Below are 19,579 nucleotides of genomic sequence, written 5' to 3'. Positions count from 1 at the left end.
CGGGGCCTTCCGGTCGATCTGGCGTTCACGCGGCGTGCGTGGCCTCCTCACTGTATTGCCTGGCGGTCCCGCGCGGATGCGCCGCCGCCGCACGGGCGTCGCGGCCCGCCTCGGAGGCGCGCCCGGCCCACTCGAGCCAGCGACCCGCGCCGGCCAGCGGCTCGCCCCACGTGCCCTGCACGTCCACGATGCGCGTCCCCGGCCGCAGCGCCCAACGGCGCAGGAGCGCCGCCTCCTCGGGACTCGCGCCGTGCAGGGTGTCGGCGGGGAAGAGGGTGTCGGGCACGTCCGGCGCGGCGAGGTCGCCGAACGCCTCGTAGACCGACTCGGCGCCCGCGCGCAGCCGGTCGAAGACGGGCATCGGCGGCACCCCGCGCGGGGCGACGCCGGCGGCGGCGAGGCGGCCGTGGCGCACGATCGACAGCTCCCAACCGCCGGCCCCGTCGGGATGGGCGATCGAGAGCTCGGGCACGTCCGCGAAGGCGACCAGCGCGTGTGAGCGGGCGACCGCGTCCACCAGGTGCGCGGCGCGGTCGCGCAGCCGGGCGGCGGACTCGAAGAACTCCCGCTCCGCGAGCGCGGCCAGACGCGCCTCCAGCGCCTCGAAGACCTCCGACGAGTGCCCGGTGAGCGCGGCGGCCGCCCGGTCGGCCCGCGGCCGGTACAGGGCCGCGGGCTCCGGCGCTACGGCCGACGCCTGGCAGCCGCCGAGCGGGCGGGCACCGTCGGGTCCCAGCGCGCAGGTGTGGGCCGCCCCGGCGCGCAGCCGGGTGGTGCACGTGCGGAGGCCGCACGCCTCGGCGAGCAGTTCCGCGAGATCGGCCGCGTCGGTGCGGGAGCGCACGGGCCCGATGCACGGGGTGCCCTGCGGCGCGGAGCGCTTCACCGCGAGCCGGGGGAAGGGCTCGGCGGTCAGACAGATCCACCAGCCGCGCTTCGGGTACTTCGACCGGCGGTTGTACGGGGGAGTGTGCGCGGCGATGAGGCGCAGCTCCCGCGCGGCCGCCTCCAGCGCGTGCGCACACTCCACGTGGTCCACCCGTTCCGCGAGGCCCACCATCTCCTTGATCCGGCCCCGCGTCTCGCCGGCGGTGAAGTAGCTGCGCACCCGGCGGTGCAGGTTCCCCGACGTGCCCACGTAGAGCACCTCGTTCCCCGGACCGCGGAACAGGTACACGCCGGGCCGCTCCGGCAGCGGATCGGCGAGGTGGCGCTTCGCGCGCTGCTGCGGCGTGACGGACGGGAGGTGCCCGCGGAGCTCCCCGAGGGTGTGGATGCCCAGGTTGCCCACGCGGCCGATCAGCCCGTGCAGCACCTCGACCGTGGCCCGTGCGTCGTCGAGCGCGCGGTGGTTGGGCGTGGTCTCGGTGCGGAACAGGCGCGCGAGCTCGCTGAGCTTGACCGACGGTGCCTCGTCCCGCGTGAGCACCCGGCGCGCGAGCTGCACCGTGCACAGCGACGCGGGCTTCGGCCATGGGGTGCCGGTAGCGGCCGCGGCCGCCTTGAGGAAGCCGAGGTCGAAGCGGGCGTTGTGCGCGACCAGGACGGCGCCGTGCGCGAACTCGAGGAAGGAAGGGAGCACTGACTCGATCCGCGGGGCGCCCGTGACCATCGCGGTGGTGATGCCGGTGAGGTGGGTGATGTGCGGGGAGATGCCGCAACCGGGATCGACCAGCGTCGCGAACTCGCCCAGGACCTCACCGCCGCGCACCTTGACCGCGCCGATCTCGGTGATCGCGTCCCCGCCCTTGGGGGAGCCGCCCGTGGTCTCCAGGTCGACCACCACGAAGGTCACCTCACGCAGGGGCGGGTCGACGGTGCCCGTCTCGCAATCGTCCAGGCTGAGCTGCATGGCGTGACGGTAGAACACCCCACCGACAGGTTTTCGCCGCCCGAACGCGCACTCGAAACTTGTCAGTCGCCGCGCCTAGCGTCGCCGGCATCGAGACCCCGTCAACGAAGGGACGCGCCATGACGCTGCACGTCGACTGCTCCACCTGCCCCGCGAAGCCGCGAGCCTGCGGCGACTGCGCCGTGGGCTTCCTCCTCGGACCGGTGGTCGTGGCCACGCCGCCCGTGCCGGGTTCCGGCGTCGGGGGTGCTTCGGTCACGGAACCGGGTCTGAGTGACGCAATCGCGGCCTTCGCGAACGAGGGAATGTTGCCGCGCCTCAGGGTGGTTCCTGACCAGGCGAAACAGGCCGGCTAGGGGAGGTCTCGGGGGTGTCTGGGGAGGCTCCCCCGGCGCGTCCGGCTAGACAGGCGCGTTTCCGTTTCGTAATCTTTCTGAGACCTTGCGGAGGAGCCCGGAGCGAAAATCGCCCCGTCTCCCGAGGTCACCGCCTAAGAGGCCGCGAGGCCTCGCCGGGGACCCACACGCGTTATCCGGGGTGAATCGCCGGAGGTTCGTAGAGCCTCCGGGGTAGGGCATCTTCCTCGCCCGAACCCGTCAGCTAACTCGGTCGGCGGTCGGGAAGAAACTTAGGAGAATCGCTTCGTGGCGAAACACCGACTTCAGCCGCAGCCCAGCCGCGGTGCCACCGTCGCCCGCGGTGCCCTCGCAGCGGGCGCCGTGACCCTCGGCACGCTCGCGGTGCCCACGGCCGCGTTCGCAGCGCCCGCCCCCGCGGCGCCGGCACCGGTCGCGCCGAAGGCGAAGCCCGCCCCCGCGCCCGGCGTGAAGCCCGCGGTCGCCGCAGGGAAGGCCAAGCCCGCCGCGAAGCCCGCGCAGACCGTCACCTCCCGCAACACCACCGCGCGCCCCAACGTCGTGAGCGGGGTCGCGATCGCCCCGAAGCCGGGCGTCACCACCGTCGCCGGAGCGCAGCCCGGCGGCGCGAAGGCCAAGGTCGTCCAGGCCGCGCTGTCGCGCACCGGCCTGCCCTACTCCTACGGCTCCGCCGGCCCCAACTCGTTCGACTGCTCGGGACTCGTCTACTGGTCCATGAAGCAGGCCGGCATCACCGTCCCGCGCGACAGCTACGGCCAGCTCGGCGGCGGTCGCTCGATCCCGATCTCGGACCTGCAGGCCGGCGATATCGTGATCTACAACGGCGGCAGCCACGCCGCGCTCTACATCGGCAACGGCAAGGTCGTGCACTCGGTGAATTACGGCATCCCGGTCAAGGTGAGCCCGCTCAACGAGATGTCGGTCTACTCCGCCCGTCGTTACTGACGTAACCTGGCAGTGATTGCGTTCGCAATCGTGCTCCAGCTTGGAAGGACCCGCTCGGCCGTGTCATCGACCTCCTCGTCCCGTTCGCTCGTGCTGCGCGGATCCGCTGCGTCCGCCGTGGTCGCCCTCGTGGCCGGCCTGACCGTCACCGGTAGCGCGACCGCGGATCCCGACACCGCCGACGCCGCGCTCAAGCAGTACGAGGCGCTCTCCGAGCAGGCCTCGGGCACCAACGAGGCAGCGAAGGCCGCACAGGAGGACGCCGAGAAGGCCACCGCCGCCAAGCGCGCCGCCGACGCCACGCTCGTGGCCGCCAAGCGCGAGGTCGCCGCGGTGCAGGCGCGGAAGGCCGCCCTGCAGCCCCAGATCGACGCGGTCGTCGTCGCCAACTACAAGGGCTCGCGCACCAACCGCACCTACGCGCTGCTCGTCAGCGACTCGCCGCAGCAGATGCTCGACCAGATGTCGACGCTCGACTTCGTCAACCGCGACGTCGTCGCCACCGTCGACGCCTACAAGAAGTCGAAGGCCGCGGCCGATTCCGCGGCCACCCGCGCCGCCGAGGCCGCCAAGTCGGCCGAGGACACCCGCACGGAGGCCGAGCGCAAGGCCGCGGATCTCCGGCAGAAGAAGTCGCGCCTGGCGCAGGAGATCGCGCGGATCAAGGCGATCTACGACCGGCTCACGGGCGCTCAGCGCCAGACGCTCATCGGCCCGCCCACCCCGTTCGACCCCAGCAAGGTGCCGCCGGGGAGCACCGCGGAGCTCGCCGCCGTCCGGGCCGCGCTCACCCGCGTCGGCAGCCCGTACGCCTGGGGCGGCACCGGCCCGGGCCAGTTCGACTGCTCGGGGCTCATGGTCTGGGCCTACCAGCAGTCCGGCAAGTCCCTGCCGCGCACCTCGCAGGCCCAGCTCAACGGCGGGCGCCCCGTCTCCCGCGGCGAGCTGCAGCCGGGCGACATCATCGTGTACTACTCCGCGGCCACCCACGTCGGCATGTACGTCGGCGACGGAAAGGTCGTGCACGCCTCCACCTTCGGCGTCCCGGTGCAGGTCGTGCCGATCGACGCCGCCGGCCCGTACAACTCGGCGGTCCGCTACTAGTCAACCGCGGTCCGGAGGGCATCCACGGCGCTACAGTGAGCCATGGCCGCTTTCCTGTTGAATCCGCAAACCGCCGACTACGCGCACTTCGACGAGGAGACCCGGCGACTGCTGCGGGCCACCGTCGACTTCTTCGAGTCGTACGGCAAACGACGGCTCCTGCAGGCGGATCTCGATGCCGACTGGGTGGCGGACTTCCTGGAGTTCGAGAAGCGCGAGAAGCTGTTCGCCACGTTCCTCACGCCCGCGGCCTACGCGGACGGGGATCCGAACCGCCGGTGGGACGGGGCCCGCAACGCTGCGCTCAGTGAGATCCTCGGCTTTTACGGCCTCTCGTACTGGTACGCCGAGCAGGTCACCATCCTCGGCCTGGGGCCGATCTGGATGAGCGCCAACGAGGAGGCCAAGCGGAAGGCCGCGCGCCAGTTGGCCGACGGCGGCGTCATGGCCTTCGGGCTCTCCGAGCGGGCGCACGGCGCCGACGTGTACGACACCGACATGATCCTCACCCCGACGGGCGACGGCGGTTTCACCGCCTCCGGCACCAAGTACTACATCGGCAACGGCAACGTCGCCGGCATGGTCTCGGTGTTCGGCCGGCGCGCGGACGTGGAAGGGCCGGAGGGCTACGTCTTCTTCGCCGCGGACAGCGGCCATCCGGCCTACGAGCTGATCGACAACGTCGTGCACTCGCAGATGTTCGTCTCGACGTTCGCCCTGCACGACTACCCGGTGGCTGCTGAGGACGTCCTGCACACCGGCCCCGACGCCTTCGCCGCCGCGCTGAACACCGTCAACGTCGGCAAGTTCAACCTGTGCCACGGCGCGATCGGCATCGGGGAGCACGCCTTGTACGAGGCGATCACCCACGCCAACAATCGAATCCTGTACGGCCACCCCGTCACCGACTTCAGCCACGTGCGCGCCAACTTCGTCGACGCCTACGCCCGGCTCGCCGCGATGAAGCTGTTCAGCGACCGCTCTGTCGACTACTTCCGCAGCGCCAGCCGGGAGGACCGGCGGTACCTGCTTTTCAACCCGATGACGAAGTCGAAGGTCACCTCCGAGGGGGAGAAGGTCGTGACCCTGCTGCTCGACGTCATCGCGGCGAAGGGCTACGAGAAGACGACGTACTTCCACCAGGCCAACCGGTACATCGGGTGGATGCCGCGGCTCGAGGGCACCGTGCACGTGAACGTGGCGCAGATCCTCAAGTACATGCCCAACTACCTCCTCAACCCGGCCGAGTACCCCGAGGTCGGCACCCGCCTCGACGCCGCCGACGACGCCTTCTTCTTCGCCCAGGGGCCGCTGGGCGGCGCGAGCAAGGTGCCGTTCGCGGACTGGACGACCGCCTACGAGGCCGCGGCGGACGAGCCCAACGTCGCGATCTTCTACGAGCAGGCGAAGGCGCTGCGCGAGCTCCTGCTGACCGCGGCGCCCGACAAGGCGCAGGCCGAGGACCTCGACTTCGTCCTCAACGTCGGGCATCTCTTCTCGCTCGTGGTCTACGGCCAGCTGATCCTGGAGCAGGCCGCCCTCATCGGGCTCGACCGCAGCCTGCTCAGCCGCATCTTCGACGTGCAGATCCGCGACTTCTCGGCGTACGCCATCGGCCTGTACGGCAAGCCCGGAGCCACTGCGGCCCAGCAGCAGTGGGCGCTGGACGCGGTGCGCCGGCCCGTCGCGGACCAGGCGACCTTCGATCGGGTGTGGGACCAGGTCGCGGCGTACGACGGCGCTTACGAGATGCGCCCCTGAGCGGTCGGGGAGGGGGCGCCCAGTACGGTTGACCCATGCCGCGCACGCTGCTGGTCACCAACGACTTCCCGCCCCGCCCCGGAGGCATCCAGACCTACCTCCAGGCCTTCGTCCGGCAACTGCCCGCCGACGAGCTCGTGGTGTACGCCTCGCGCTGGCGCGGCAGCGAGGAATACGACGCCGCACAGCCCTTCGAGGTGGTCCGCCACCCGACGACCCTGATGATCCCGACTCCCGACGCGTTCTCCCGCGCCCGGGACCTGGTGCGCTCCCGCGACATCGAGACCGTCTGGTTCGGCGCCGCGGCCCCGCTCGCGCTCCTGGGCGCCCCGCTCAAGGACGCCGGCGCGCTGCGCACCGTCGCCTCCACCCACGGCCACGAGGTGGGTTGGTCGATGCTGCCGCCGTCGCGCGCCTGCCTGCGCCGGATCGGCGACACCACGGACGTGACGACGTACGTCAGCAAGTACACACGCGGCCGGTTCGCCGCCGCGTTCGGCCCGCGCGCCGCGCTGGAGCACCTCCCGCCCGGCGTCGACAGCGACGTCTTCCGGCCCGACGATGCCGCCCGCTCGGCCCTGCGCGCCCGCTACGGCCTCGGCGAGGACGAGCCCGTCGTGCTGTGCCTCTCGCGGCTCGTGCCGCGCAAGGGACAGGACATGCTGATCCGCGCCCTGCCGCGCATCCGGACGCAGGTGCCCGGCGCCAAGCTGCTGATCGTGGGCGGCGGGCCCTACGCGGACACGCTGCACACGCTCGCGCGGGAGACCGGCGTCGAGGAGCAGGTCATCTTCACTGGGACGGTCCCGTTCGACGAGCTCGCCGCGCATCACAACGTGGGCGACGTCTTCGCCATGCCGTGCCGCACCCGCGGCGCCGGCCTCGACGTGGAGGGGCTCGGCATCGTCTTCCTCGAGGCCTCCGCGGCGGGGAAGCCCGTGGTGGCGGGCGATTCCGGCGGCGCGCCCGAGACCGTGTGGGAGGGAGAGTCGGGCCACGTCGTGCCCGGCCGCGACGTCGAGGCGATCGCCGACGCGGTCGCGGGCCTCCTCGCCGATCCCGATCGGGCCGCGAAGATGGGCGCCCGCGGGCGCGAGTTGGTGGCCGAGCACTTCGACTGGCGCCGCCTCGGCCACCGCCTCCAGACCCTGCTGAACCCGTACTGATCCACCTCTGAACTGACCGCCGAGCGATCTTCGGTGGGATCCTGCGGCCGCGGACCGGCGCGTCGCCGCCGACGTGCACCGAAGCTGCGCGGTCGCACCGTCGTCCCGGAGAACAGAACCGCCGCACCGGGATCCGGTGCGGCGGCTCGTTGTTCGAGGGACTACTTCGCGTACAGCTCGGCGATGTCGTCGGCGTACTTCTGCGAGACGACGTTCCGCTTGACCTTCATGGTCGGCGTCATCTCGCCGGTCTCCTCGGAGAAGTCCTCGGGCAGGATGCGGACCTTCTTGATGGCCTCGGCCTTGGAGACGGTCTCGTTGGCGGCCGCGACGGCCTTGTTGATCTCGGCCACCAGGTCGGGATCGTTGCGCAGGTCCGTGACGGTCGCCGACCCCGGCTTGCCGTTCGCGGCCTTCCACTGCGGGAAGGCCTCCGGGTCGATGGTGACCAGCGCCGCGATGTACGGCTGCGCGTCGCCCACGACCATGGCCTGCGAGATCAGCGGGTTGCTGCGCAGCGCGTCCTCGAGGCCGGCGGGGGAGACGTTCTTGCCGCCCGCGGTCACGATCAGCTCCTTCTTGCGGCCGGTGATCGACAGGTAGCCGTCGTCGTCGATCGAACCCAAGTCGCCGGTGTGGAACCAGCCGTCCTCGATCGAGGCCTTGGTGGCCTCCTCGTTGTGCCAGTAGCCTCGGAAGACCACGGAGCCCTTGAGCAGGATCTCGCCGTCCTCGGCGATCTTCGCGGCCTGCCCGGCCAGCGGCCGCCCGACGGTGCCGATCTTCTGCGCGCCCGCGACGTTCACGGTGATGGCCGCGGTGGTCTCGGTGAGGCCGTAGCCCTCCATGACGGTGACGCCCACGCCGCGGAAGAAGTGGCCGAGCCGCGCGCCCAGGGGAGCGCCGCCCGAGATCGCGACCTTGCAGTTCCCGCCGAGCGCGGCCTTGAGCTTGCCGTAGACCAGCTTGTCGAAGAGGGTGTGCTTCGCCTTGAGGATCAGGCCGGCGCCGCCGGTGTCCTGCGCCTGGCTGTACTCGATCGCGGTCTGTACGGCCGCGTCGAAGATCTTGCCCTTGCCGCCGTCCACGGCGCTCTGCTGCGCCGAGGCGTAGACCTTCTCGAAGACGCGCGGGACCGAGAGGATCAGCGTGGGCTGGAAGATGGAGAACTGCGGCACCAGGTTCTTGGTGTCGTTGAAGTGGCCGACCAGCGCGCCGCCCTTGAAGCAGGCGATGTTGACGGCGCGCGCCAGCACGTGGGCGAGCGGCAGGAACATCACGTTGGAGCCGCCGCGGATCGCGTCGCCGAACGGCGAGCTGAGGATCGCCTCGGCCTCGCTCATCAGGTTGGAGTGGGTCAGCTCGCAGCCCTTGGGCCGGCCGGTGGTGCCGGAGGTGTAGATCAGCGTCGCGAGGTCCTCGGCCTTGACGTCGGCGCGGCCGGCGTGGACCTGGTCCTCGGTGATCTCCGCGCCCTCGGCGGTGAGCGTCGCGACGGCGCCCGGGTCGCCGTCGGCGGGGTCGATCTGCAGGACGCGCTGCACGTTGTGCAGGCCCTTCAATTCGGCCACCTCGGCGGCCTGCTTGGCGCCCTCGATGATCATGAGGACCGCGTCGGAATCCTCGAGGATCCAGTCGATCTGGCCCGTCGAGCTGGTCTCGTAGACGGGCACGGTCACTGCGCCGACGGCCCAGATCGCGAAGTCGATGAGCGGCCACTCGTACCGGGTGGACGAGACCAGCGCGACGCGGTCGCCCGGCTTCACGCCCTGCGCGACGAGGCCCTTGGCGACACCGAGGATCTCCTGCTCGTACTGCTTCGAGGTCACCGGCTCCCAGGTACCCGCGACCAGGCGCTTGATCCGGACGCTGTCCGGGTCCGTGCGGGCCACATCGAAGACGACGTCGACCGTGGAGGCCGAGGGGTCGATGGTGTAGTTGGCGGGAACGCTGATCTCGCGCACGAATCCTCCGGGTCGCAAACGGTGGTGTTGTGGTGAACCTTACACCGCTGCTCGGGGCGCGTTCCGGGCCCGAACCGACCCGGCACCGTCCGCCCCGCGGCCGGATGTGTGAAGCTTAGGAGGTGAGCACCATCCAAGTGGCCGACGTCGCGTTCGTCGCTGCCCACCCGAGTGCCGTGGCCGCCGCGATGGCGGGCGCGCAGCGGTGGCGCGGCTGGTTCCCCGACCTGCGTATGACCGTCACCGAGGACCGGGGCGATCTCGGGATCCGCTGGAAGGTCGACGGTCCCGTCTCCGGGACCTCGGAGTTCTGGATCGAGCCGCACCTCGACGGGAGCCTGCTGCACTACTTCCTGCACGCCGAGCCGAAGGCGCCCATGACCCCCGAGCAGATCGTCGCCGACGTGCGCGAGCGCCGGGTCCGCGGGCACGACGTCATGTTCGACGTGAAGTTCACCGCCGAGAACGGCCGCGTCCTCGGCGGCCCCGCCGTCGGGGAGGTGGAGCGTGTCTGACGCGGAGCGCACCCGCGAATCCATCGTCATCGCGGCGCCGCCCGAGCGGATCATGGCCGCGATCTCCGCCTTCGACCGCTACCCCGAGTGGGTCTCCGCGGCGCGCGAGGTCACCGTCCTCGAGACCACCCAGGACGGGCAGCCCCGCCGCGTGCGGTTCGTGCTCGAGGAGGGCTTCCTCCGTGACACCTACGAGCTCGAGTACCGGTGGGCGCCCGGCGGCCGGTCCGTCGAGTGGGACCTTGCGGCGAGCACGCTGCAGAGCACCCAGCACGGCCGGTACGACCTGACCCCGACCGCCGACGGTGCCGGCACCACCGTGACGTACACCCTCGAGGTGACGCTGCAGATCCCGATGCTCGGGATGCTCCGCCGCAAGGCGGAGAAGGCGATCACCGACACCGCCCTCAAGGAGCTCAAGCGCCACGTCGAGGGCGAGTCGGCGGCGCAATCCTGATGTCCGGGGAGGGCACCGCGCCCCGCCTGCTGCTGGTGTCCGGGGCCGGGGGAGCGGGCCGGACGGTTCTCGCGACGGCACTGGCCACCCGCGCCGCCGGCCACGGACGCACCCTGCTCGTCACCGTCGGGCGGGTCGTCGATCCGCTCCTGGCGGACGGGACGGGGCCGTTCGACCACGTCCATCTCAATCCCGTCGAACTGCTCGCGCAGTGGTGGGCGGGCCTGTCCGCCACCGTCCGCGCCGGTCGCGGGCTCGCCGACGGTGCCGACGCGGGCTCGTCCGGGTTCGACCCGTTCGCGCTCGAGCCGCCCGAGCTGACGGGCCTCGCCGACGCCGAGCACGTCCTCGTGCTCCGGGCGATCCGTGGGCACGTGGAGTCCGGCGCGTACCGCACCGTCGTCGTCGACGGACCGGCCTTCGACGGCCTCGTCTCGCTGCTCACCGCCCCGTCGTCGCTGGCCGCCTATCTGGAGCGGGTGTGGCCGCGGCACGTCCGGCTCTCCGGACCCACCTCCGGCCCCGCCGCGGGCGCGCTCGCCGCGCTGCTGCTCGCCGAGCCGCTTGCGGGCCTCGCCGACCAGCTGGCGGCGTTCGTCGCCGACCGATCGGCGCTCGAGCTGGTGCACGTCGTGACCGGCGATCCCGGCCGCCCGGCCCGCGCCCGGGAGGAACTGGCCGCGCTGGAGGTACTCGGGCTGCGCCCGGTGGCGCTCGTGCTCAACCGGCTGATCACGGTCGACGACCGGTTCGCGCTGGACCTGCCGCACCCGGCGGTGCGACTGGTCCGGTCCCGGGTGGCCGCGCAGGACGACGCGCGGGAGGCCCTCGCGGAGGTGGCGACGGTGCTCGACCGCCCCGTCGTCGAGGCCGCCGAGGCGCTCGAGCCCGTCCTGACGCCGGCCGCCACCGCCGCGGTGGAGTGGGACGCGGACGCGATCCTCGACGCCGCGCCCGCGGTCGTGCCCGTGCCGGAGGTGCGCTCGCTGGGCGGCGCGGGACTCGACGCGCGGTACGAGTGGGCCGTCGCGCTGCCGCTGGTCGACCCCGCGACGATCGGGCTGGGCCGGGTCGAGGAGGACGTCGTCGTCGAAGCCCAGGGTGTGCGGCGCCGGATCCGGCTACCGTCTGTGTTGCGCCGCTGCGTCGTTGCGGGCGCCACGTACGAGGAAGGGGAGTTGCGCGTGACCTTCGTCCCCGATCCGGAGGTGTGGCCCCGTGGCTGATCCGACCCCCGATCCCTCCGAGGAGTTCCTCGCCTCCGCGGCGCGGCTGTTCGAGACCGCCCGGCCGTGGATCGCCGCGGCCCTCGCCGAGCACTCCGCGCACCCGGACGGCGAGCCCGGCGCGTGCCGGCTGTGCGCGCTCGGCGGTGCCGTGGGCCGGCACATCGAGCCCTTCGCAGCTGAGGCCTCGAAGTCCTTCGGCCAGTTCGCGGACGAGGTGCTCGCCGACCTGCTGCGGCTCGCCGAGGAACTGCTGGGCAGCGCGCGGATCGCCGCGGCGGCCGTGGCCGCCGACTACTTCGCCACCATCGGGGGCGAGGCCCCCGTCGACCCCGAGGCGCCCACCGCCGAGGCCCCCGCTCCCTCGTCGCAGGCGAGCGGGTACGAGCGCATCGACGTCCGGCTCAACTCCTCCGAGGAGGACCCTCCCGCATGACGCTGACGATCGGCATCGACATCGGCGGCACCTCGGTCCGCGCGGGCGTCGTGACGGACGACGGCACCGTCGTCGACACGGCGCGGGCGGAGACCCCGCGCAGCGCCCGCGCCCTGGAACGCTGCCTGGACCGCGTGGTCCAGGAGCTGTGCGTGGAGCACGACGTGAAGGCCGTGGGCCTCGCCGTCGCCGGCTTCCTGGACCCCACGCGCCGGACGGTGGCGTTCGCCCCGCACCTGCCGTGGCGCGACGCGGCGGTGCCCGCCGAGATGACCGAACGGATCGGCCTGCCGGTGGTCATGGAGCACGACGCGAACTCCGCGGCGTGGGCCGAGTTCGTCCACGGTCCGGCCCGGCAGTCGCGCGTCACGTGCGTCGTCGCGCTCGGCACAGGCATCGGCGCGGGCCTGCTCATCGACGGCGAGCTCTACCGCGGGGCCTACGGGGTCGCGCCGGAACTCGGCCACCTGCAGGTGGTGCCCGACGGTCGGCCGTGCGAGTGCGGCAAGCGGGGGTGCTGGGAGCGCTACTGCAGCGGAACCGCCCTCGTGGAGACCGCGATCGACCTGATGGGCGGGCAGGGCTCGCGGGGTGTGCTGCTCGCGCGGGAGCTCGCCGACGACCCGGGATCGCTGACGGGGCGCAAGGTCGCCGCCGCCGCGGAGGCCGGCGACCCCGTCGCGCAGGAGGCGGTCGGGGAGCTGGCCCGCTGGCTCGGCGTGGGCCTGGCGATGGTCAGCGACGTCTTCGACCCGGATCTCATCGTGCTCTCCGGCGGCGTGGGCGCCTCGTCGCGGCTGTTCCTCGACGACGCCCGGGACCACTACGCGCAGCAGCTCACCGGCGGCAGGTACCGCCGCAAGGCCCGCATCCGGGCGACGGAGCTGGGCGAACGCGCCGGCATGCTCGGCGCCGCCGCGCTCGCGCGGGACGCTGTCCGCGGCTGATCGCGCGGCGCCGTCCGCGCGGCCTCGGTAGAGTGAGACGCAGCACGTCGGGTCGGGGATCAGGAGCTGGTCACATGTGGTGGATGGTCTTCAAGTGGGTCCTGATCGGACCGGTACTGCGCCTGCTGGGGCGCCCGCGCGTGGTCGGCGTCGAGAACCTGCCGAAGGACGGCGCCGCGATCCTCGCGAGCAATCACCTCGCGGTGATGGACTCGTTCTTCCTGCCGCTCATGGTGCCCCGGCCCATCAAGTTCCTCGCGAAGAGCGAGTACTTCACCGGCAAGGGCCTCAAGGGCGCCTTCAAGAAGTGGTTCTTCTCCTCCGTCGGCTGCATCCCGATCAAGCGCGGCAGCGCGAGCGCGGCGCAGGACGCGCTCAACGCCGGTGTCGGCGCGCTCCAGGACGGCCAGCTCCTCGGGCTGTACCCGGAGGGCACGCGCAGCCCCGACGGCCGGCTGTACAAGGGCAAGACGGGCATGGCACGGATGGCGCTGGAGACCGGCGCCCCGATCATCCCCGTGGCGATGGTCGACACCGAGAAGTTCAATCCGCCCGGCTCCACGCTGCCGCATCCCACGAAGGTGCAGATCCGCATCGGTAAGCCGCTGGACTTCTCCCGGTTCGAGGGCATGTCCGGCAACCGGTTCATCGAGCGCGCCATCACCGACGAGGTGATGTACGAGCTGATGAAGCTCTCCGGCCAGCCGTACGTGGACGTCTACGCGCAGGACGTGAAGGACGGCGTCGTCGTCCCGGGCGAGGAGCGCGAGGCCGGCGCCGCGTAGCCTGACTGCCCATGCGCTACTTCTATGACCTGGAATTCATTGAGGACGGCAGGGTCATAGACCTGGTCTCGATCGGCATCGTCGGCGAGGACGGGCGCGAGTTCTACGCGGTCTCCACCGAGTTCGACCCGGAGCGCGCCGGGCCGTGGGTGCGCGCCAACGTACTGCCCAAGCTGCCGCCGCCCGCGAGCAAGTCGTGGCAGTCGCGCGCCGCGATCCGCGACGGTGTGCTCGACTTCCTCACCGCCGGCCCCGGCGACATCGAGCTGTGGGCCTGGGTCGCCGCCTACGATCACGTCGCGCTGTGCCAGCTCTGGGGGCCGATGACGGCGCTGCCCCGGTCCATGCCGCGGTTCACCCGCGAGCTCAAGCAGCTGTGGGACGAGCAAGGCCGGCCGCACCTGCCCGCCGCACCGTCGGACGCCCACGACGCCCTGGCCGACGCCCGGCACAACCTCGCCAAGTACCGGGCGATCACGGGCGGATAGACCCGGCGTAATCTTGCTCACGTGGCAGTGAACTGGACCGTCGACGTCCCCATCGATACCCTCCCCAAGCTCCCCGCTCTCCCGGGTGACCTGCGCGAGCGCCTCGACGACGCGCTGGCCAAGCCGGCGCTGCAACAGCCGAGCTGGCCGCGGGAGCAGGCGGACGCGATGCGCACGGTGCTGGAGTCGGTGCCGCCGATCACCGTGCCGCCGGAGATCCAGTCGCTGCAGGACCAGCTGGCCGAGGTCGCGCTGGGCCGCGCCTTCCTGCTGCAGGGCGGCGACTGCGCCGAGACCTTCGTCGACAACACCGAGCCGCACATCGCCGCGAACATCCGCACCCTGCTGCAGATGGCCGTCGCGCTGACTTACGGCGCGTCCATGCCGGTGGTCAAGGTCGCGCGCATCGCCGGCCAGTACGCCAAGCCGCGCTCCTCGGACACCGACGCCCTGGGCCTGACCAGCTACCGCGGCGACATGGTCAACGGCTTCCCGCCGGAGGAGGCCGTGCGCAAGCACGACCCGTCGCGCCTGATCCGCGCCTACGCCAACGCGAGCGCGGCGATGAACCTGGTGCGCGCCGTCACCGGATCCGGCATGGCCGACCTGCACAAGGTGCACGAGTGGAACCGCGAGTTCGTCGCGAACTCGCCCGCCGGCGCCCGGTACGAGGCGCTCGCCGCCGAGATCGACGGCGGCCTGCGGTTCATGGCCGCCTGCGGCGTGGAGGATCGGAACCTCAAGTCCGCCACCATCTTCTCCAGCCACGAGGCGCTGGTGCTCGACTACGAGCGCGGCCTGCTGCGCCTGGCCGACGACCCGGAGGATCCCGAGGCCCAGCAGGTGCTCTACAACCTGTCGGCGCACTTCCTCTGGGTCGGGGAGCGTACCCGCCAGCTCGACGGTGCCCACATCGCCCTGATGGAGCTGATCCAGAACCCGATCGGCGTGAAGATCGGCCCGACGACCACGCCCGAGCTGGCGGTGGAGTACGTGAAGAAGCTCGACCCGCACAACAAGCCGGGCCGGCTCACCCTGATCTCCCGCATGGGCAACGGCAACGTGCGCACCGCGCTGCCGCCGATCGTCGAGGCCGTCGAGGCGACGGGCCACAAGGTGATCTGGCAGTGCGATCCGATGCACGGCAACACCCACGAGTCCTCGACGGGCTACAAGACCCGCCACTTCGACCGCATCGTCGACGAGGTGCAGGGCTTCTTCGAGGTGCACCGCGCGATCGGCTCGCACCCGGGCGGCGTCCACGTCGAGCTCACGGGCGAGAACGTCACCGAGTGCCTCGGCGGAGCGCAGGACATCTCCGATGCGGATCTCGCCGGCCGCTACGAGACCGCCTGCGACCCGCGCCTGAACACCCAGCAGTCGCTGGAGTTGGCGTTCCTGGTCGCGGAGATGCTCCGCGGCTGATCACACGAGGTAGCGGAGCTCCCGGACCGCGGACTCGCCCGCCGGGGGCCCGTCGCCGTCGCCGGGCGCCACGGTGAGGGACTCGCCGCGCGCGACGGCCATCCGGATGTCGGACATCTCCCGCCGCGACCACGGCTCGCGGCGGAAGAACATGTCGTCGAGGCCCTTGACGAACCACGACGCCGAGAACGCGAGGATGCCGACGACCTCGGCCACCCACAGCGGGCCGAAGTGCAGGGGTAGCGTCGTGTGCGTCCTCGAGGCGAGCAGGCACAGGCCGCCGATCACGACGATGGTCAGCGCGCACCCGAGGTGGAACCGCCAGCCGAGACGGTTCGACACCTGCGCGAGGAGGCGTGTGAGCCGCCCGCTCCCGGCCGGCGCGACCGCCGGCCGCAGGAACGGGTTCCGGCGGTCGTGCAGCGCCGTCAGCACGCACATGAGGACGAACATGCCGAACACCACGGCTGCGGCGCTCAAGTGCACGACCGACGTGTCGAAGGGCAGCCGCTGTTGGAGGGGCGTGGGCAGGGGGAGTGCCGATCCCGCGCCGCATTCGCCGACGGGGATCGGGTCGGGCAGCTTCGTCGGGAAGACCGCCACGAGCACGGCCGCGACGCCGGCCACGGTGCTCGCCGCGTTCGCCACCGATCGCCGGTCGAGCTTGTACGAGAACAGCAGGAAGCCGACGATGCCGAGCCCGATGACGAAGACGTCGCGCGCGCCGGAGTGGTAGTACGCGCTCAGCGAGTCGCGCACGCGCAGGCAGCCTTCGCCGAGGGCCAGGAAGTCGACCGCGATCAGCGCCACCGGCAGGAGGACCCCCACCAGGCCGCCGTGGAACCGGATGGTCAGGAGCGAGCGGACCGAGTCGGACCGCTCGATGGCGCGGAGGTCCTCGGCGGGCATGACGTCCGCCGCGCACCGCCGGGGCGAAGGGGAATCGTTCTGTGTCATAGCATCATCCATTCCCAGGTGCACCCGGAACCACTGCTGCGTCGAGGCTAGCAAGGGCGGTGTGCCGGCGCTCGGGTTCCGGAGGCGCGGACGAGAGGACGCGGGCCACAATCGGGGGAATCGCCTGACCGTGCGGCCCGGGTCCTGGGACCATGCGTACATGGGTGCCTACGCCGACGAGTACCGCCGCAGTATGTCCGATCCCGAGGGGTTCTGGGCCGAGCAGGCCGCCGCGATCGACTGGATCGTCCCGCCGTCGCGGGTCCTCGACGACGCGGACGCGCCGCTGTACCGGTGGTTCCCGGACGCGGAGCTGAACACCTGCGTGAACGCGGTGGACCGGCACGTCGCCGCCGGGCGCGGCGATCAGCCCGCGGTGATCCACGACTCCGCGATCACGGGCGAGGTGCACACGCTCACCTACGCGGAGTTGCTGGAGCGGGTCGCGAAGTTCGCGGGCGTGCTCGCCGGCCTCGGCGTGGGCAAGGGCGACCGGGTGGTGGTGTACCTGCCGATGATCACCGAGGCGGTGATCGCGATGCTCGCCTGCGCGCGGATCGGGGCGGTGCACTCGGTGGTCTTCGGCGGCTTCGCGGCGCCGGAACTGGCGGCGCGCCTGGACGATGCACAGCCGAAGGCGATCGTCACCGCGTCGTGCGGGCTCGAGGGCTCCAAGGTGCTGCCGTACCTGCCGATCGTGCACGCGGCCATCGACGCGGCGACGGCGAAGCCGGACGCCGTGGTGGTGTGGCAGCGCCCGCAGCTGACGGCGGAACTGGGCCCGCGCGACCACGATTGGGCCGTGGCGGAGGCGGCGGCGCAGCCCGCCGACCCGGTCGCGGTGAAGGCCACCGATCCGCTGTACATCCTCTACACCTCCGGCACCACCGGTAAGCCCAAGGGCGTCGTGCGCGACAACGGCGGACACGCGGTGGCGCTGGCCTATTCGATGCGGGCGATCTACGACGCGCACCCGGGCGAGGTGTGGTGGACGGCGTCGGACGTGGGCTGGGTCGTGGGCCACAGCTACATCGTGTACGCGCCGCTGCTGATCGGGGCGACAACCGTCGTCTACGAGGGCAAGCCCGTCGGCACCCCCGACGCGGGCGCCTTCTGGCGGGTGATCGAGCGGCACGGCGTGAGCAACCTGTTCACCGCGCCGACCGCGCTGCGCGCCATCCGCAAGGAGGACCCGGACGCCGAGTTCCTCACGCGCTCCGACGTCTCCGGCCTGCGGACGCTGTTCATGGCGGGGGAGCGGCTCGACCCGGACACGTACGAGTGGGCGGCGGCGAAGCTGGGCGTGCCGGTGATCGACCACTGGTGGCAGACCGAGACCGGCTGGCCGATCGCGGCCAACCTGCGCGGCGTGGAGCCCATGCCGGTCAAGCCGGGCAGCGCCACCGTCCCGGTGCCAGGGTTCGGGGTGCGGATCGTCGACGACGCCGGGCAGGACGTGCCCGCGGGCGCCGAAGGCGCCGTGGTGATCTCGCTGCCACTGCCGCCCGGCACGCTGCCGACGCTGTGGGGCGCCGACCAGCGGTACATCGACTCGTACCTCTCGACGTTCCCCGGCAACTACCTCACCGGCGACGGCGGCTACCTCGACGAGGACGGCTACCTCTTCGTCATGGGCCGCACGGACGACGTGATCAACGTGGCGGGCCACCGCCTCTCGACCGGCGCGCTGGAGGCGGCGATCGCCGGGCACCCGGCGGTCGCGGAGTGCGCGGTGATCGGCGTGGCGGACCAGCTCAAGGGGCAGCTGCCGCGGGCGCTGGTGGCGCTCAAGGCCGGCGGCGACTGGGACCACGACGCGGTGCGCGCCGAGATCGTGCAGCAGGTGCGCGAGACGATCGGTGCCGTCGCCGCGCTCAAGGAGGTCGCGATCGTCGCGGCGCTGCCGAAGACGCGGTCGGGCAAGATCCTCCGCCGCAGCATGCGCGCCATCGCCGAGGGTCGCGACGAGGCGGTCCCGTCGACCATCGAGAACCCGGCGGTCCTCGACGACCTGCGGGGCGTACTCCGCGGGTGAGGCCTCAGCGCTGCAGCAGCGGCGCGCTGCGGTAGCTCCACAGGCCGATCGTGCTCAGCGCGTCGCGGTAGATGCTGCGCAGTTCGTCCACCGACGGCGTCGCCAGGTCGGCGAGCGGCTTGTCCACGGCCGCCACGGAACTCACCGTGAACGTCGCGGGCAGGTTCTCGCGCGCCGCCAGGATCAGGTCGACGGTGCCGCGCCGCACGTGGCTCGCCGAGCTCACCACGATCGCGTGCTCGACCCTCTTCGTCGCGAGCGCGTACGAGCTGTACAGCGCGTTCTCGACGGTGGTGCGGGCGAAGTTCTCGTCCGTGATCCGCGCGGCGTCGACGCCGCGCTCGACGAGCCAGTCCTTCATCAGCGCGCCCTCGGTCTTGCCGGCCTGTTCCACGCCGCCGGTGACCACGATCGGCGCCGCGGGAAGGGCCCGCGCGACCTCCAGGGCCTTCTCCAGGCGCTGGATCAGCGGCGCGTCCATCGTGCCGTCCTTCTTCAGCGCGTAGCCGAGCACGACGATGCCGGTGGTCGGCGGCGCGATCCGTGGCGACGAGTCGGTCAGGGTGTACGCGACGGCCCACTCGATCGCGGCGAACAGCGCCTCGACCTCGGGAACCCGGTCGGGCGCGACCCGGCGCAGTTGCTCGACCTCGGCGGCCGAGCCCGCGGCGTCGCCGAGGAAGCGGTTCCATACCGCGAGGTAGGTGTGCGCGTCGTCGTCGTCCGGCGCGAAGGCCAGGACCTTGCGGTACAGCTCCAGGGCACCGGGGACGTTCTTCTGCGCGATCCGCGCCGAGGCGGCGCTGAAGAGGAGGTCGGCGCGGTAGGGCGCGAGCGCGGAGGCCTCGAGCAGCTTCTGCTCGACGACCGCCATGTTGTCGACGGTCTTGTCGGTGTTGCCCGCGGTGGACGTGCGGGTGGGATTGTCGAAGGCGTCCTTCGCCTCCGCGAGCAGCGCCGCCACCTGGCTCGCGACGCCGCGCGCCGCGGCGGACGAGGACGCCGCGGAGGACGTCGGCGCACCGTCGGAGGAGGTCGAGGTGCAGCCGGCGAGGGTGACTGCGCCGACTGCGGCGAGGGCGACCGCGCGGGTGAGGACGGAGGTCCGGTTCATGGCGCCCACGCTATCCGGCGGGCCG

Annotated in this window: 18 protein-coding genes and 1 riboswitch; of the genes, 14 read left to right on the top strand and 4 right to left on the bottom strand. The window is 72.0% G+C overall.

Annotated elements, in window-relative coordinates:
* Positions 1–25: 25 nt before the first annotated feature.
* Entirely contained in the window at positions 26–1,852 is a 1,827-nt protein-coding gene (locus tag WFK95_RS17580) for a DEDD exonuclease domain-containing protein (RefSeq protein WP_336671392.1), read from the bottom strand.
* Positions 1,853–1,971: 119 nt separating this feature from the next.
* Here WFK95_RS17580 and WFK95_RS17575 point away from each other — a divergent pair, with 119 nt between their 5' ends.
* The 5 genes from WFK95_RS17575 (at position 1,972) to WFK95_RS17555 (ending at position 7,205) form a co-directional block, all read left to right on the top strand.
* On the top strand, positions 1,972–2,208 hold the full coding sequence (locus WFK95_RS17575; protein WP_336671391.1) for a hypothetical protein: 237 nt from the start codon (positions 1,972–1,974) through the stop codon (positions 2,206–2,208).
* A 121-nt stretch (positions 2,209–2,329) separates the two neighbouring features.
* A riboswitch (cyclic di-AMP (ydaO/yuaA leader) is annotated at positions 2,330–2,482 on the top strand.
* A gap of 14 nt (positions 2,483–2,496) precedes the next feature.
* Positions 2,497–3,174: a C40 family peptidase gene (locus WFK95_RS17570; protein WP_336671390.1), complete on the top strand. Its 678-nt coding sequence runs from the start codon at positions 2,497–2,499 to the stop codon at positions 3,172–3,174.
* Between the two features lie 90 nt (positions 3,175–3,264).
* Complete coding sequence (locus WFK95_RS17565) at positions 3,265–4,278, top strand: NlpC/P60 family protein (RefSeq protein WP_336671389.1); 1,014 nt, start codon at positions 3,265–3,267, stop codon at positions 4,276–4,278.
* Between the two features lie 42 nt (positions 4,279–4,320).
* Positions 4,321–6,039 carry an acyl-CoA dehydrogenase family protein gene (locus tag WFK95_RS17560; RefSeq protein ID WP_336671388.1) on the top strand — a complete coding sequence of 573 codons (1,719 nt, stop codon included), beginning with the start codon at positions 4,321–4,323 and terminating at the stop codon, positions 6,037–6,039.
* A 35-nt stretch (positions 6,040–6,074) separates the two neighbouring features.
* Positions 6,075–7,205: a glycosyltransferase family 4 protein gene (locus tag WFK95_RS17555; protein ID WP_336671387.1), complete on the top strand. Its 1,131-nt coding sequence runs from the start codon at positions 6,075–6,077 to the stop codon at positions 7,203–7,205.
* 161 nt (positions 7,206–7,366) lie between these two features.
* Here the strand turns inward: WFK95_RS17555 and WFK95_RS17550 are convergent, their stop codons facing one another.
* The gene (locus tag WFK95_RS17550) at positions 7,367–9,169 is read right to left on the bottom strand and encodes an AMP-dependent synthetase/ligase (protein WP_336671386.1); all 1,803 of its coding nucleotides are present in this window, start codon (positions 9,167–9,169) and stop codon (positions 7,367–7,369) included.
* A gap of 122 nt (positions 9,170–9,291) precedes the next feature.
* Here WFK95_RS17550 and WFK95_RS17545 point away from each other — a divergent pair, with 122 nt between their 5' ends.
* The 8 genes from WFK95_RS17545 to WFK95_RS17510 all read left to right on the top strand — a co-directional run bounded on the left by WFK95_RS17545 (position 9,292) and on the right by WFK95_RS17510 (position 15,448).
* Positions 9,292–9,684 (top strand): hypothetical protein, encoded by a 393-nt coding sequence (locus tag WFK95_RS17545; RefSeq protein WP_336671385.1) that lies wholly within the window; start codon positions 9,292–9,294, stop codon positions 9,682–9,684.
* A complete protein-coding gene (locus WFK95_RS17540) occupies positions 9,677–10,141 on the top strand; it encodes an SRPBCC family protein (protein WP_336671384.1) in 465 nt (154 codons plus the stop codon). Before WFK95_RS17545 ends, WFK95_RS17540 begins: the two co-directional genes overlap by 8 nt.
* Entirely contained in the window at positions 10,141–11,367 is a 1,227-nt protein-coding gene (locus tag WFK95_RS17535; protein ID WP_336671383.1) for an ArsA family ATPase, read from the top strand. Before WFK95_RS17540 ends, WFK95_RS17535 begins: the two co-directional genes overlap by 1 nt.
* On the top strand, positions 11,360–11,803 hold the full coding sequence (locus tag WFK95_RS17530) for a hypothetical protein (RefSeq protein ID WP_336671382.1): 444 nt from the start codon (positions 11,360–11,362) through the stop codon (positions 11,801–11,803). Before WFK95_RS17535 ends, WFK95_RS17530 begins: the two co-directional genes overlap by 8 nt.
* Complete coding sequence (locus WFK95_RS17525) at positions 11,800–12,750, top strand: ROK family protein (RefSeq protein ID WP_336671381.1); 951 nt, start codon at positions 11,800–11,802, stop codon at positions 12,748–12,750. The genes WFK95_RS17530 and WFK95_RS17525 overlap by 4 nt, the downstream gene beginning before the upstream one ends.
* Positions 12,751–12,824: 74 nt before the next feature.
* Positions 12,825–13,535, top strand: a complete 711-nt coding sequence (locus WFK95_RS17520) for a lysophospholipid acyltransferase family protein (protein WP_336671380.1) — start codon at positions 12,825–12,827, stop codon at positions 13,533–13,535.
* A gap of 11 nt (positions 13,536–13,546) precedes the next feature.
* A complete protein-coding gene (locus tag WFK95_RS17515; RefSeq protein WP_259144395.1) occupies positions 13,547–14,023 on the top strand; it encodes a polyadenylate-specific 3'-exoribonuclease AS in 477 nt (158 codons plus the stop codon).
* Between the two features lie 27 nt (positions 14,024–14,050).
* A complete protein-coding gene (locus WFK95_RS17510; RefSeq protein ID WP_336671560.1) occupies positions 14,051–15,448 on the top strand; it encodes a class II 3-deoxy-7-phosphoheptulonate synthase in 1,398 nt (465 codons plus the stop codon).
* On the opposite strand, the gene WFK95_RS17505 is transcribed toward WFK95_RS17510, so the two are convergent.
* Complete coding sequence (locus WFK95_RS17505; protein ID WP_336671379.1) at positions 15,449–16,405, bottom strand: hypothetical protein; 957 nt, start codon at positions 16,403–16,405, stop codon at positions 15,449–15,451.
* Between the two features lie 160 nt (positions 16,406–16,565).
* Between WFK95_RS17505 and WFK95_RS17500 the strand changes: the two genes are divergently transcribed.
* Positions 16,566–18,440 (top strand): acetate--CoA ligase, encoded by a 1,875-nt coding sequence (locus tag WFK95_RS17500; protein WP_336671378.1) that lies wholly within the window; start codon positions 16,566–16,568, stop codon positions 18,438–18,440.
* A 4-nt stretch (positions 18,441–18,444) separates the two neighbouring features.
* Here WFK95_RS17500 and WFK95_RS17495 read toward each other — a convergent pair whose 3' ends face one another.
* Complete coding sequence (locus WFK95_RS17495) at positions 18,445–19,554, bottom strand: ElyC/SanA/YdcF family protein (protein ID WP_336671377.1); 1,110 nt, start codon at positions 19,552–19,554, stop codon at positions 18,445–18,447.
* Positions 19,555–19,579 lie beyond the last annotated feature (25 nt).

Source organism: Tsukamurella sp. USMM236 (genome assembly GCF_037148755.1).
Lineage (GTDB): Bacteria > Actinomycetota > Actinomycetes > Mycobacteriales > Mycobacteriaceae > Tsukamurella.
The sequence above is the reverse complement of the archived record's forward strand: the minus strand, read 5'-3'. Positions and strand labels throughout refer to the sequence as shown.